The sequence below is a fragment of the Rhodanobacter sp. PCA2 genome (assembly GCF_013620825.1).
Lineage (GTDB): Bacteria > Pseudomonadota > Gammaproteobacteria > Xanthomonadales > Rhodanobacteraceae > Rhodanobacter_A.
Genome location: NZ_NJIC01000055.1, coordinates 18,927 through 32,720 on the forward strand (window position 1 = coordinate 18,927; position 13,794 = coordinate 32,720).

At 68.0% G+C, this 13,794-nt stretch carries 8 protein-coding genes; 4 read left to right on the forward strand and 4 right to left on the reverse strand.

Annotated elements, in window-relative coordinates:
• Positions 1-68: 68 nt before the first annotated feature.
• The 3 genes from PCA_RS17115 to rsgA all read right to left on the reverse strand — a co-directional run bounded on the left by PCA_RS17115 (position 69) and on the right by rsgA (position 4,881).
• Entirely contained in the window at positions 69-2,348 is a 2,280-nt protein-coding gene (locus PCA_RS17115; protein ID WP_181303827.1) for an NADP-dependent malic enzyme, read from the reverse strand.
• A gap of 78 nt (positions 2,349-2,426) precedes the next feature.
• Entirely contained in the window at positions 2,427-3,695 is a 1,269-nt protein-coding gene (locus PCA_RS17120) for a flavohemoglobin expression-modulating QEGLA motif protein (protein WP_181303828.1), read from the reverse strand.
• 130 nt (positions 3,696-3,825) lie between these two features.
• Positions 3,826-4,881: a ribosome small subunit-dependent GTPase A gene (rsgA, locus tag PCA_RS17125; protein WP_181303829.1), complete on the reverse strand. Its 1,056-nt coding sequence runs from the start codon at positions 4,879-4,881 to the stop codon at positions 3,826-3,828.
• Between the two features lie 148 nt (positions 4,882-5,029).
• Between rsgA and PCA_RS17130 the strand changes: the two genes are divergently transcribed.
• The 4 genes from PCA_RS17130 (at position 5,030) to PCA_RS17145 (ending at position 11,961) form a co-directional block, all read left to right on the forward strand.
• Entirely contained in the window at positions 5,030-6,271 is a 1,242-nt protein-coding gene (locus tag PCA_RS17130; RefSeq protein ID WP_181303830.1) for an aminotransferase class I/II-fold pyridoxal phosphate-dependent enzyme, read from the forward strand.
• A 140-nt stretch (positions 6,272-6,411) separates the two neighbouring features.
• On the forward strand, positions 6,412-7,026 hold the full coding sequence (locus PCA_RS17135) for an SGNH/GDSL hydrolase family protein (protein ID WP_181303831.1): 615 nt from the start codon (positions 6,412-6,414) through the stop codon (positions 7,024-7,026).
• A gap of 59 nt (positions 7,027-7,085) precedes the next feature.
• Positions 7,086-8,009: a Grx4 family monothiol glutaredoxin gene (gene grxD, locus PCA_RS17140; RefSeq protein ID WP_181303832.1), complete on the forward strand. Its 924-nt coding sequence runs from the start codon at positions 7,086-7,088 to the stop codon at positions 8,007-8,009.
• Positions 8,010-8,799: 790 nt separating this feature from the next.
• The gene (locus PCA_RS17145; protein WP_181303833.1) at positions 8,800-11,961 is read left to right on the forward strand and encodes a TonB-dependent receptor; all 3,162 of its coding nucleotides are present in this window, start codon (positions 8,800-8,802) and stop codon (positions 11,959-11,961) included.
• A gap of 100 nt (positions 11,962-12,061) precedes the next feature.
• On the opposite strand, the gene PCA_RS17150 is transcribed toward PCA_RS17145, so the two are convergent.
• The gene (locus PCA_RS17150; RefSeq protein ID WP_343204576.1) at positions 12,062-13,666 is read right to left on the reverse strand and encodes a sulfotransferase; all 1,605 of its coding nucleotides are present in this window, start codon (positions 13,664-13,666) and stop codon (positions 12,062-12,064) included.
• Positions 13,667-13,794: the final 128 nt, after the last annotated feature.

A 13,794-nucleotide genomic window follows, 5' to 3' on the forward strand; every position in this document is an offset into this window, starting at 1 on the left:
AGAGGAGATGAAGGCAGCCTGGCTCGGGCGGGCGCCGTTTCTTCGGTGCGCGGTTTCCTCAGCGCGTGTTACGCACGCCCGGCACGGATCTGCGCATCCACCGCGGCGATCGCGGTCATGTTGACCACGCGGCGCACGCTGGAGGCAGTGGTGAGGATGTGCGCGGGCTTGTCCACGCCCATCAGGATCGGCCCGATCGCCACGCCGTCGGTCATCACGCGCACCATGTTGTAGACGATGTTGGCGGAATCGAGGTTCGGCATCACGAACAGGTTGGCGCGGCCGGCGAGCGTGGAGCTGGGCAGGATGCGCCGGCGCAGCGTTTCGTCCCACGCGGTATCGGCCTGCATCTCGCCGTCCACTTCCAGCCTCGGGGCGCGCGCCTTGAGGATCTCCCGCACCTTGCGCATCTTCGCCGCGCTCGGGTTGTCGTGGCTGCCGAAGTTGGAGTGCGACAGCAGCGCCACCTTGGGCTCGATGCCGAACAGCTTGAGGCGGTAGCTGGCCTGCATCGCGGCTTCGGCGATCTGCTCGGCGGATGGGTCCACCTGCACATGGGTGTCGAGGAAGAACCACGCGCCCTTGTCGTTGATCACGCCGGTCATCGCCGAGGTGCACTGCACGCCCGGGTCCAGGCCGAACACGCTGCGCAGGTAGCCCAGCTTCTTGTGGTAGCGCCCGACCAGGCCGCAGATCATCGCGTCGGCCTCGCCCCGCTCGACCATGATCGCGGCGATCAGGGTGGGCCGCGAGCGCAGCAGGTTCTTCGCCGCGTCCGGCGTGACGCCGCGCCGCTCGGTCATCGTGTGGTACTGCTGCCAGTACTCGTTGAAGCGCGGGTCGTCGTTGATGTTGGTGAGCTCGAAGTCCACGCCCTCGCGCAGGCGCAGGCCGAGGCGCTGGATGCGCATCTCGATCACTTCGGGTCGGCCGATCAGGATCGGGAAGGCCAGCTTGTAATCGACCACCGACTGCACCGCGCGCAGCACGGTCTCTTCCTCGCCCTCGGCGTACACCACGCGCTTCAGGTCGGAGCGGGCGCGGTCGTACACCGGCTTCATGATCAGGCCGGTGCGGTAGATGAACTGGCCGAGCTTCTCCTTGTACGCCTCCATGTCGACGATCGGCCGGGCGGCCACGCCGGAGTCCATCGCCGCCTGCGCCACCGCGGGCGCCAGCATCACCAGCAGGCGCGGGTCGAACGGGCGCGGGATCAGGTACTCGGCGCCGAACGAGGGCACGTCGCCGCCGTAGGCGCTGCCCAGGTCCGAGGCCTCCATCCGGGCCAGCTCCGCGATGGCGCGCACGCAGGCGGTCTTCATCGCCTCGTTGATGCCGGTGGCGCCCACGTCCAGCGCGCCGCGGAAGATGTACGGGAAGCACACCGCGTTGTTGACCTGGTTCGGATAGTCCGAGCGGCCGGTGGCGATGATGCAGTCGGGCCGCACCTTCTTCGCGTCCTCCGGCAGGATCTCCGGCGACGGGTTCGCCAGTGCGAGGATGATCGGCCGGTCGGCCATCGTGGCCACCATCTCCGGCTTCAGGATGCCGCCGGCGGACAGGCCCAGGAACACGTCCGCGCCGGCCACGATCTCGGCCAGCGAGCGCTTGTCGGTGTCGCGCGCGTAGCGCGCCTTGTCCGGGTCGAGGTTGGGGCGGCCCCGGTGGATCACGCCCTCGCGGTCGAACGCGAGGATGTGCTCGGGCTTGACGCCCAGCGCCACCAGCATGTCGAGGCAGGCGATGCCGGCCGCGCCGGCGCCGGTGGTGGCGACCTTCACGTCGCCGATCCGCTTGCCCACCACTTCCAGCGCGTTGAGCACGGCCGCGCCGACGATGATCGCGGTGCCGTGCTGGTCGTCGTGGAACACCGGGATCTTCATCCGCTCGCGCAGCTTGCGCTCCACGATGAAGCATTCCGGCGCCTTGATGTCTTCCAGGTTGATGCCGCCGAAGGTGGGCTCCATCGCGGCGATGATGTCGACCAGCTTGTCCGGGTCGCGCTCGTTGAGCTCGATGTCGAACACGTCGATGCCGGCGAACTTCTGGAACAGCACGCCCTTGCCTTCCATCACCGGCTTGCCGGCGAGCGGGCCGATGTCGCCCAGGCCCAGCACCGCGGTGCCGTTGGTGATCACCGCCACCAGGTTGCCGCGGGCGGTCATCTCGCTGGCCGCGTTCGGGTCCTGGACGATGGCCTCGCAGGCGTAGGCCACACCCGGCGAATAGGCCAGCGACAGGTCGCGCTGGGTCAGCAGCGCCGTGGTCGGGCTGACCTTGATCTTGCCCGGACGCGGGTGACGGTGGTATTCGAGCGCGGCGTGGCGCAGGTCTTCGGAGTGGGCCATGGAGGGGGCGTTTCCTGGGATTCGGGGGACGCGAAGCAACTCGCGACATGGTAGCACCGGGCCGGGGGAGAACCGCCGCTACACGCTCAGCGACAGCTCGTCGGCATGCACCTTGCCCATGCGGATGCCGTTGACGAACACCGAGAACGCGAGCTTGCCGGCCAGGCCGTGCACGTGCTGCATCCAGGGCGGCAGCCAGCGCGGCGGCGCGATCGCGCCGGAGGCGAAATGCGGCTGCAGCGCCACCACGTCGTGCAGCGTGAGCTTGCCGGCGAACAGGTGGCGTAGCATCTCCAGGCGCCGCTCCTTCAACGCCCAGCGGAAGAACGTGTGCACGGTGAGCAGGCCCGAGAGGTACACGTTGTCCTTGGCGAACGCCGCGCCGCCGCGCGGCGGCACGCCGCGGAACACGCGCTGGGCGGAGTGGAAGCTGTCCGCGGCGTTCTGGCCGCGCTCGGCGAAGAACCTGTACACCTCGACGAAGTCGGCGCCGGACAGCGCCATGTCGATCGCCAGGATGCGCAGGCTGATGCGCTTCAGCCGCGCGATGTCGATCGCGCCGGACATCAGCTCGGCGAACACCGCCAGGCCTTCCTGGGTGGCGGTGACGCGCGGCGAGGTGCGCCCCAGCGAGGCCAGCAGCGGCTGCGCGCGGCCGTTCAGCGCGGTGAGCGAATGCACCAGCGCCTCGTGCGCCAGCAACTGGTGGCGGTCGTAGTCGCTGAACATGGCGCCGCCGCGCAGGCGGATGCGGGTGGCGCCCGCGGCCGCCTTGGCGGTGAGCTCGGGATCGACTTCCACCTTCACCGTGTCCGCACCGAAGAAGCGGTCCAGCGTGTGCGCCATCTCGTCGCGCAGCACCTCGGCGCTGATGCCTTCGCGCGCGTCGTCGGCCAGCAGGTCGGCGCCCAGCTCGTCCGACAGCTCCACGAAATAGCGCGCCGCATCGAGGTTGCTGCGCTGGCTGCCGGGGATCGCCTCGCCAGGGCGGCCGTACAGCGCGATCGACGGCGCGCTCACCCCGTCGGTGCCCACCGCCTCCAGCATCTCCGCCGCGATGCGCCAGGACTCGGCGGTGCTCGCCAGGTAGTCGCCCAGCGGATCGCCGCCCAGCGCCGCGGTCTCGCGCTCGATCGCGGCCAGCTCGGCGCGCGCGGCCGACAGGTCGGGCCGCTGGTAGCCCACCTCGGGCAAGGCGAACCGGCCCGCGGCGTAGTCCGCGATCATGCGGTTCTCCAGCGAGGCCGGCCACGACACCGTGGGCAGGATGCGGATGCCCTTCACCGCGGTCAGCAGGCGCTGGTCCAGCGCGGCGACATGCTGCAGGTCGGGGCTTGGCGCGTTCATGCGTGCCGCCGTGCGGCCGCCGTCGTCGCCCCGTCGGCCTGCGTGGCGGCGCGCTCGTGGCGTGGCTCGATCATCGGGGGAAGCTGTCGCATGTGAGGTGCTCCTTGCCGGCGGTTCATCGCGCCCCGGTTCAATCCCGCTCCCGTCTTCCGCGCGGCGCGTGCGGTCGTTCCGCGGGCCGGCCGCCGCGCTGGCGGCGCAGCTTCGCTTCCAGCGTGGACGCCTGTTCCTCGCGCTCGTCGCGCAGCTTGAGGTAGTTGCGCCAGCGCTCGGGCGCGAGTTCGCCGCTGTCCAGCGCGGCCTGCACCGCGCAGCCGGGTTCGCTGCCGTGGCCGCAGTCGGCGAAGCGGCAGCTCTCCGCCAGTTCCTCGATGTCGGCGAACAGGTCCAGGTTTTCCTCGCCGGTGAGCTTGAGCTCGCGCATGCCGGGGGTGTCGATCAGGCAGCCGCCGGTGGGCAACTGCAGCAGGGCGCGATGCGTGGTGGTGTGGCGGCCGCGGCTGTCGTGGTGGCGCACCGCGCTGGTGGCCATGCGGTCGACGCCGAGCAGGGTGTTGGTGAGCGTGGACTTGCCGGCGCCGGAGGAACCCACCAGCACCGCGCTGTCGCCCGGCTGCAGGTAGGGCGCGAGCTGCGCCGCGCTGGCCGCATCCTTGCCGTTGATCGCATGGATGGCCGTGCCGGGCGCGAGCCGGGCGCGCAGCTCGTCCACGCGCGCCTGGACGTCCTCGTGCAGGTCCGGCTTGCTCAGCAGCACCACCGGGCGCGCGCCGGAATCCTCGATCAGCGAGAGGTAGCGCTCGATGCGCGCCGGGTTGTAGTCGCCGTCCAGCCCGGTGAGCACCAGCACATGGTCGATGTTGGTGGCGATGATCTGCCGCGCATAGCGCTCGCCCGCTGCGGCGCGCGACAGCACGGTGCGCCGCGGCAGCACGGCCACGATGTGCGGCGGCTGGCCGGGCTCGATCTCCACGAAATCGCCCACCGCCGGGCGCTCGCCCGGATCGATGCCGCGCTTCAGGAACTGGCCTGCCGGCTGCGCGCCGAAGCTGCGCTCGCCGTCGTGCAGCTCGTAGCCGGTGCGGTGCTGGGCCACCACCCGCGCCAGCTGGCGCCCGGCTGCCGGCACGGCTACGCCACGCCAGCCGATGCGTCGCAGCCGTTCTGTCGTTTCGGCATCGCTCATGAGTCTGGGGGACTTCGGCAGGTGGGCCGATTATGCCCTGCCCCGGAAATGCCCGCCCAGCGTCCGCAAAGCGACTCGCGCTGCGCCGCACCATGCTGCTAGCATCGACGCAAAACCGGCACGGTCGCCGGTCCCGAGGGTTCCGGCGTTGGCTTCGATCAAACCCAGCACGCACCTGGCAGACGTACGTTACGAGATCCGTGGCGCGCTCACCCGCCGCGCCCGCGAACTGGAAGCTGCCGGCCACGACATCATCAAGCTGAACATCGGCAATCCGGGCCGCTACGGTTTCGAGACGCCCGCGCACCTGCGCGAAGCCATTGCCGCCCACCTGCGCGACAGCGAGGCCTATGGTCACGAGCAAGGCCTGGAAGCGGCCCGCGAGGCGATCGCCGCCCAGCAGCGCGCCCGCGGCGCACGCGGCGTGGAAGTGGAGCGCATCTTCATCGGCAACGGCGTCAGCGAGCTGATCGACCTCAGCCTGCGCGCCCTGCTGCAGCCGGGCGACGAGGTGCTGCTGCCCAGCCCCGACTACCCGCTGTGGAGCGCCGCCACCATCCTCAACGGCGGCAAGCCGCGCTATTACCGCTGCCTCGCCGAGAACGGCCACCTGCCCGACCCGGACGAGATCGAGGCGCTGGTCACCCCGCGCACGCGGGCGCTGGTGCTGATCAACCCGAACAATCCCACCGGCGCGGTCTACCCGCGCGCGCTGCTGGAGCGCATCGTGGCGGTGGCCGCGCGGCACCGGCTGCTGCTGCTCACCGACGAGATCTACGACCAGATCCTCTACGACGACGCCCCGTTCCAGCCGCTGGCCGCGCTGGCCGGCGAGCTGCCCTGCGTGAGCTTCGGCGGCCTCAGCAAGGTGCACCGCGCCTGCGGCTACCGGGTGGGCTGGCTTTCGCTGTCCGGCGACCCCGCGCGCAGCGCCGACTATCGCGACGCGCTGCAGCTCCTTGCCGCGCTGCGCCTGTGCCCGAACGCGACCGCGCAGTGGGCGGTGATCCCCGCCCTGCAGGACGACCCCACCATCACCGCGCTCACTGCGGCGGGCGGCCGCCTGCACGAGGCGCGCCGGGCCGTGCTGGACGGCGTGGCGGCCAGCGCCTGCCTGGACGTGGTGTCGCCGGCCGGGGCGCTGTATGCCTTCCCGCAGATCCGCGCCGACGTCATCCCGGTGTTCGACGACAACGCCTTCGCGCTGCGCCTGCTGGAAGAGGAATCGGTGCTGGTGGTGCCGGGCACCAGCTTCAACGTGGCCGCCAGCCGCCACCTGCGCCTGACCCTGCTGCCGCAGCCGGCGCAGCTGCGCGAGGTGTTCGCCCGCATCGAGCGGGTGCTTGCGCGCATGGCGGCGGAACAGCCGCGCCGCGCCGCCGTGGCGTGATGTTCACGGCCCCTCTCCCGTCGGGAGAGGGGTAGGGGCGAGGGTCCGATTGCTCGCTCGCCGCCATGCTCCGCCCGCACTTTCATCCGGCCTTCCGGGCCACCTTTCCGCCAAAGGCGAAGGAAGCGCAGGAGATCCGCATGCCGATGACCTATCTCGCCCTGGGCGACTCCTACACCATCGGCGAAGGCGTGCCGGCCGAGGGTCGCTGGCCCGTGCAACTGGCCGCCGCGCTCCGGGCCACGGGCGTGCCGCTGGCCGATCCGGCGATCCTTGCCACCACCGGCTGGACCACCGACGAGCTTTCCGCCGCGATGGACGCGGCCGCCCACCTGCCCCCCTGGGACCTGGTCAGCCTGTTGATCGGGGTCAACAACCAGTACCGCGGCCGCGACGTGGAGGAGTATCGCCACGAATTCCGCCGCCTGCTGGAACGGGCGATCGCGCTCGCCGCCGGGCGCGCCGGGCGGGTGCTGGTGCTGTCCATTCCCGACTGGGGCGCGACCCCGTTCGCGCGGGACAGCGGCCGCGATACCGCACGCATCGCCGCCGAGCTGGACGCGTACAACGCCGCCGCCCGCGAGGAAACCCTGCGCCTGGGCGCATCCTGGGTCGACATCACCCCGATCTCGCGCCGACATGCCACCCTGCTCGCCGACGACGGCCTGCACCCGTCCGCTGCGCAGTACGCGCTGTGGACCGAAACCGCCGTTCCCGGCGCCCGCGCCATGCTGGCCGCCCCGCCTGCGGCTTGAAGCCACGACGCGGCAGCGGCATATCGGGCGTATCATCGACTTCTTTCTGGAGCCTCCCCATGTCACTCGACAGCGCCACCCGCGAACGCATCGAAACCCTGCTCAAGAGCCACCGCGTGGTGCTGTTCATGAAGGGCAACCGCCACGCGCCGGCCTGCGGCTTCTCCGCCGCCGCCACCAACACGCTCAACGAACTGCTGCCCGACTACCACACGGTGAACGTGCTGGAAGACCCGGAGATCCGCGAAGGCATCAAGGCCTACGGCGACTGGCCCACGATCCCGCAGCTCTACGTGGGCGGCGACTTGGTCGGCGGCGCCGACATCATCCGCCAGATGTACGGCAGCGGCGAGCTGCATGCATTGTTCGGCCTCGCCGCGCCCGATCGCACGCCGCCCGGGATCACCATCACCGACGCCGCCGCCAAGGCCATCCGCGAAGGCACCGCGAACGCGCAGGGCCTGGCGCTGCACCTGGAGATCGGCCCCGACCACAGCGCCGGCTTCCAGCTCGCCCCCGGCAGCGAACACGACATCGTGGCCCACGCCAACGGCCTCGAAGTGCACTTCGACCCCGCCAGCGCCCAGCGCGCCAGGGGCATCGTGATCGACTGGGTCTCCACCGTGCAGGGCGAGGGCCTGAGCCTGAAATTTCCCGGCGCGCATGAAGTGAAATCGATCACCGTGCAGGAACTGCGGCAGCGCCTCGCCGACGGCAGCATCACCCTGATCGACGTGCGCCCCGCCGCCTCCCGCGCCCAGCTCCCCGCGCCGTCGCAGGCACGCATCCTGGAAGACGAAGGCTACGACGCGCTGGCCGCTCTGCCCAGGGACACCGCCCTCGCCTTCATCTGCCAGCACGGCGTCTCCAGCCAGGGCGTGGCCGAACGCTTCGCCGCCCACGGGTTCGGCAACGTGCACAACGTCGAGGGCGGGATGGAGGCGTGGGCGAGCGAGGCTGGCACGCAGCCTTCGCACCACTGAAGCGGTCGGCTTCGGAGGCGCCGAACGGTGCCTCCGTCCAACCAGGCCAGCACGGATTCGCATCACGACGCCCCGCAAGGGGCGTCGTTTTTTGTGCCGCACGGCCCCCGCGCTGGTTGCTGCAGGTGCTGCGGCCACCTGTGCGAATCCAACTGTTGCGACGGCAACGCACCCTGGGACGATCCGGCTGCCGACGACCTGCGGCTCCCGTGCCAGGCACGGAGGGGCGGGCTTGCGAATTGCCCATTCACCCAAGAGTTACCTTTGAAACCATCCATCCCGGCAGAACCTGCCCAGTCCACCCTGTTGCAGCATGCGCCATCGCGGATGTTCGCAATATCCTGCAGGCCGTGTCGGATGGCAGTTGTCATTCCGCGGACAAATTGCATCGCAAGTCATTTGATGCAAATCGAGAATTCGTCTTTCGCAAAATCATTCGGCACAGTTCCGAAATATATTTCGAATATCTCAAAGAAAATCGTATTAACCTTCAGATCGCGCATTAACTTTCATACCCGGAAGCGGTGTTCGCAAGTTGCTAAAAAAGCGTTGACAGATATCAGGCCCGCGAACTAGTTTCTGCCGCGCAAGGGGAATTGAGCGGCTGTCACCGTGAAGAAAGGTCAATGGCGGAATCGGGCGCGTGCTTCACACGAGGCCTGATTCGACTACCCATCATTCTGCCTATGGCAACGCATGGCGTGCGGCCATTTCAAGCCACTGTTCCGCAGTGACTTGGGTGAACTATTTCTAATCATCCCCTTCGGGATGTGTTTGGGGAGTAAAGCGAATGAACAAGCGTGTGATGCGAGAGAAGCTGTACCGTCGCAACGCCCTGGCCACTGCCTTGGCAGTGGGACTGGGCATCAGCGGTATCGCCTATGGCCAGGCCACCACCGGCTCGGTTTTCGGCACCGCGCCGGCGGCGGCGGGCGAGACGGTGCGCATCGTCAACAACCAGACCGGCCTGACCCGCGAAGTGCCCGTCAGCAGCGACGGCCGCTTTGGCGCCAACCAGCTGCCGGTCGGCGAATACACCGTATCGCTGATGCACGGCGGTAATGTCGTTGCCACGCACAACCACGTGTCCGTGAGCGTGAGCGGTGGCGCCCAGGTGCCGTTCTCGGCCGCGGAAGCCGGCAAGAACGTCCAGAATCTCTCCAGCGTCACGGTCACGGCCAACTCGCTTCCCGCGATCGACGTGTCCTCCACTCGCCAGTCCTCGGTGATCACCGCCCAGCAGCTGAAGCAGCTGCCGCTCGCGCGCAACGCCGAGTCCATCGCCGTGCTCGCGCCCGGCGTCGCCGGCGGCAACGCCAGCCTGGGCACCGGCCCGGCCGGCACCCCGCTGATCTCCTTCGGCGGCGACTCGACGGCGGAGAACGCGTACTACATCAACGGCTTCAACACCACCGACCCGGTGGGCAACGCTGGCGGCATCGCCCTGCCGTACTTCGCCATCGCCGAACAGCAGACCATCACCTCCGGCTACGGCGCGGAATACGGCCGCTCCACCGGCGGCGTGATCAGCCAGATCGGCCATCGCGGCGGCAACGATTTCCACGCCGGCGTCTATGTCACCTGGGCGCCGACCTGGGCGCAAAGCGGCTACGACAACATCCACTATGCGAACCCGGCGTCGACCACGGCGGGTCAGCAGGCAGGCGACATCTACGCCAACCGCCGCAGGAACGAAGACTGGAGCACGGTTTACGACGCCTACATTTCGGGTCCGCTGATCAAGGACAAGCTGTTCTTCTACATCACGGCCGAGGCCCAGCACGACAGCAGCAAGGCCACTGGTTCGGTCGATTCGCCGTACTACAACTCGCACAGCAGCACTTCGCCCAAGTTCTACGGCAAGCTGGACTGGAACATCAACGACAGCAATGTTCTTGAAGCCACCTATGCCTCGAGCAAGGAAGAAGACCTCTCGAACAACGCCTACAACTACGACTACGGCACGAATACCCTCGGCAGCTACAAAGGCGTCAACAATCCGCTGTACTCGAGCAAGTTCGACATCGGCATCCTGAAGTACACCTCGTACATCACCGACAACCTCACGCTGAGCGTGCTGGCCGGCAAGATGAAGAGCACGTACTACAGCCAGCAAGTGGCCTATCCGGGCTTCGATGTGCTGCTGGCGGGCATATCGGGCGTCGCGAGCCAGAACCCGACCGTTCCGGGCACCGGCAACACGAACAACAACGCGCTCACCATCCCCTCTCCGGACCACAAGTCCACCGAGAACAACTTCCGTCTTGATCTCGACTGGAAGCTGGGCGATCACGACGTGAAGTTCGGTATCGACAACATGCGCAGCACGGACTTGAGCGACGGCAGCCAGAGTGCCGGTCCGGGGTATTACTGGATCTACGGCAGGGAAGGGTATAAGGGCTTCTCCAAGCCCACTCTGTCCTGCAATGCGTTGGGTCAGTGCGTTGACAACCCCATCAACTACCCCAACGGCGGCGCAGTGGGCACCGGCACCGATGCCTACAGCTACTATGTCGTGAAGCGGACGTATGGCGGCGTGGCCTCGTTCACGGTGGAGCAGAAGGCACAATACGTCGAGGACAACTGGCAGCTCACCCCGAACCTGCTGCTGAATCTCGGCCTGCGCAACGACCAGTTCACCAACTACAGCGCCGGCAACCAGCCCTACATTCGCCAGACCAAGCCGCAGTGGCAGCCGCGTCTGGGCTTCAGCTGGGACATCTTCGGCGACAGCAGCGCCAAGCTGTACGGCAACGCGGGGCGCTACTACCTCGCCCTGCCCACAGGCCTCGGCGTGCGCATGGCAGGCGCGAATGCCTACCTCAACGAGTACTACACCTATGCGTCGATCGACGGGAACGGCATTCCGCAGGGCCTGACCCAGGTGCACACGAGTGCGACGCCCTACTCGCCCGACGGCGAGTACGGCACGCCGAAGGATCCGAAGACGATTGCCGCCTCGGACCTGAAGCCGATGTACCAGGACGAGTACGTGCTGGGCTTCCAGAAGTCGCTCAACGCGTTCGGCCAGGCGCTGGTCTGGACCTCGCAGGCGACCTACTCGAGGATGAACAACATCATCGACGACACCGGCACGGTCACCGAGCCTGCCGACGCGGATCCGGTTGCGTTCCAGACGGACATCCTGGTCAACCCCGGGCGCAGCAACCAGGTGCGCTACCTGGCGACCGACGGCACCTACAAGACCTACACCTGGAACCCGCACACGGTGACAGGTGGATACGTCACGGGCTTCCCCGCGGCGTTCCGCAAGTACTACAGCCTGGAAGAGGCCCTCGAGCATCCGTGGGACGGCAAGTGGATGGGCAAGATCGACTACGTGTTCGCCAAGAGCTACGGCACCACGGAAGGCCCGACCTACTCGCCGCTCGGCCAGATCTCCAATGCCTCGGCTGCTGCGGGCGGCGGCCAGTCCTCCTCGATCAGCGAGGCGTGGGACTTCCCCGAGCTGATGCAGTACTCGAATGGCGAGCTGCCGAATTCGCATCGTCATACGCTGAAGGCCTACGGCACCTATGCGATCACCCCCGAGTGGCTGGTCAGTGGCCTGTACATCGTCCAGTCGGGCGCACCCATCACCTGCCTGGGTTCCTGGGGTCCCGACCAGATCGATGCGGAGGGTTATGGCGAGGCTTATCACTGGTGCAACGGCATGCCGTCGCCTCCGGGCAAGGCCGGTCGTACCCCATGGACCCACAAGCTCGACCTGTCCGTCAGCTACATCCCGGAATGGGCCGGCAAGCACCTGACCCTGCAGGTGCAGGTCCAGAACGTGTTCAACGAGCAGCACGACACGGCTTACGTCGTTACCCACGATGGTGCGGGTGGTGCGCCGGACACCATGTACAAGCTGCCGTATCCAGGTACGAATGGGCTTTTCGCCGTGGAGCAGCCGCGGTTCGCGGAGTTCAGCGTCAAGTACGACTGGTAAGCGACAACCGCTGCGCGATGCCGCCGCAAGCCGGCGGCGTCGCGCAGCGGAATGCAAGAGAACAAACACGGCCGCCGGGCAACCGGCGGCCGTGTTCGCTTCAGTACGACAACCGCTCCCGCAGCGGCTGCAACCATGCCATATATGGCGCGCTGTGCGCCGTATCGGCGCGGATGGGTTCGCGCACCTGCGCCGCGCTCGCCGTGCTGAGCACTTCACGCCGGGTCTGGTGGGGCGTGAGGCAGGCGGGATCGAACGGCAGCCCGCAGAAGGCGAGCAATCGGCGGATCTGCGCTTCGGGCTGCTGCACCAGGGCTTCGTAGGGGTAGTCGAGCATGTGCTGCGGATACCGCGCCAGCCAGAACGCGCTGAGGCGTTCGTAGTCGCGGTAATGCTCGGCCATCTCGGCCAGGTCGTAGCTGTAATGCACGCCATGCCGGAACAGATGGCGGTAGCAGGAGAAGCAGGTTTCCAGCGGGTCGCGGTGGCAGTGGATGATCCTCGCGCCGGGCAGCATCAGGCGGGCGGCGCCCAGCAGCGGCCAGTTGGTGACGTTCTTGTCGGTGAAGCGCAGACGTCGCTCGCGCCAGTGCGCGGTACGGGCGAGGTAGTCGCGACCCAGCCGGTGCCAGTCGGCCGCGGTGGCAGCGTTTGCCCACGCCGGGAAGGACTGGCCACGGCGACGCGATTCGTCCTCGATGACCTGGGGCAGGTCGGGAATTTCGTTGGCGCCCTCGACGTCGGGATGCGTGGCGAGAATATGCTCGATCAGGGTGGAACCCGAGCGCGGCATGCTGGCGATGAAGATGACTTCCCGACCCAACGCGGGATCCACCGGAGCAGGCAGAGCGGCGCTGAATACTTCCATGATGCTATCGATACACGCTCGCTCGGCAGCAGCATCCCATGCCACCTGGCGCCGCTTGGCCGCGTTTGCCTGGCACAGTGCTTCGAAGGCACGGGCGTAGTCGTGCTGGTCTTCCAGCGCACGGAACAGGCTGAAGCCGAGTATCACCTGCGTGTCGGGTGACAGGCCCGGTTGACGCAGGGCGCGGCGGATCAGGTCGATATCGGCAGGCCCCAGCGACTCTGTCTTGAGATTGGCCAGGCCGTGCCATGCTTCGGCGCACCCGGGTTGCTGGCGCAGCACGTGCCGGTACTCGGCCGAGGCGCGCGAAATGTCGCCCTGCATGGTGGCGATGTCGGCCACGCTGATGCGCGCGAGGATGTGGCCGCCGTCCAGCACCAGCGCACGATGCAACGCCCCGGCGGCATCTTCCAGCCTTGCCTGCTGCTTCAGCGCCTTGCCGAGGTTGTACCAGGACGCGGCCTGGCCTGGCGCCAGTTCGCAGGCACGGCGCAGATGCGCCAGCGCCTCATCCAACTTGCCTGCATCCTGCAGGGCGCAACCGAGGTACATCTGGATGCCTGCGTCGCCCGGACGCTGGGCGACCGCCTGGCGCAGCAAGCCGACGGCCTTGGCGCTGTCGCCGCGCATGAGGCAGGCGATGCCGTACAGGAATCGCGCATCGGCCGAATCCGGTTCGACGGCGAGCACCCGCGCGAGCACATCCTCGGCGAGATCAGGGCGTCTTTGGTTGAGCGCCCGTCCGGCGTCCGCGAGGAGTCGGCGTATCTCTGGCGAAGGCGGGAGCGGTGGAGGCATGGACCGGATCGATTGGGTGGCCGTGGCACTGCCCCGCATGCGGATACATGGGCCTGGTGCCGCTCAGTTCGGTGGCCGCATACCGGCCGAAACCCTGCCGATTGTCGCACGGGATGCTTCCTCGATCGGCCGCCCGTACCCGTGCGCGTACGTCGCAGGGTCTTTCG

What these genes read in the sequence shown, in the direction of transcription:
- PCA_RS17145 (WP_181303833.1), top strand. Translation starts at nt 8,800, where the DNA reads ATGAACAAGCGTGTGATGCGAGAGAAGCTGTACCGTCGCAACGCCCTG.
- PCA_RS17150 (WP_343204576.1), bottom strand. Translation starts at nt 13,666, where the DNA reads ATGCGGGGCAGTGCCACGGCCACCCAATCGATCCGGTCCATGCCTCCA.
- grxD (WP_181303832.1), top strand. Translation starts at nt 7,086, where the DNA reads ATGTCACTCGACAGCGCCACCCGCGAACGCATCGAAACCCTGCTCAAG.
- PCA_RS17120 (WP_181303828.1), bottom strand. Translation starts at nt 3,695, where the DNA reads ATGAACGCGCCAAGCCCCGACCTGCAGCATGTCGCCGCGCTGGACCAG.
- rsgA (WP_181303829.1), bottom strand. Translation starts at nt 4,881, where the DNA reads ATGAGCGATGCCGAAACGACAGAACGGCTGCGACGCATCGGCTGGCGT.
- PCA_RS17135 (WP_181303831.1), top strand. Translation starts at nt 6,412, where the DNA reads ATGCCGATGACCTATCTCGCCCTGGGCGACTCCTACACCATCGGCGAA.
- PCA_RS17115 (WP_181303827.1), bottom strand. Translation starts at nt 2,348, where the DNA reads ATGGCCCACTCCGAAGACCTGCGCCACGCCGCGCTCGAATACCACCGT.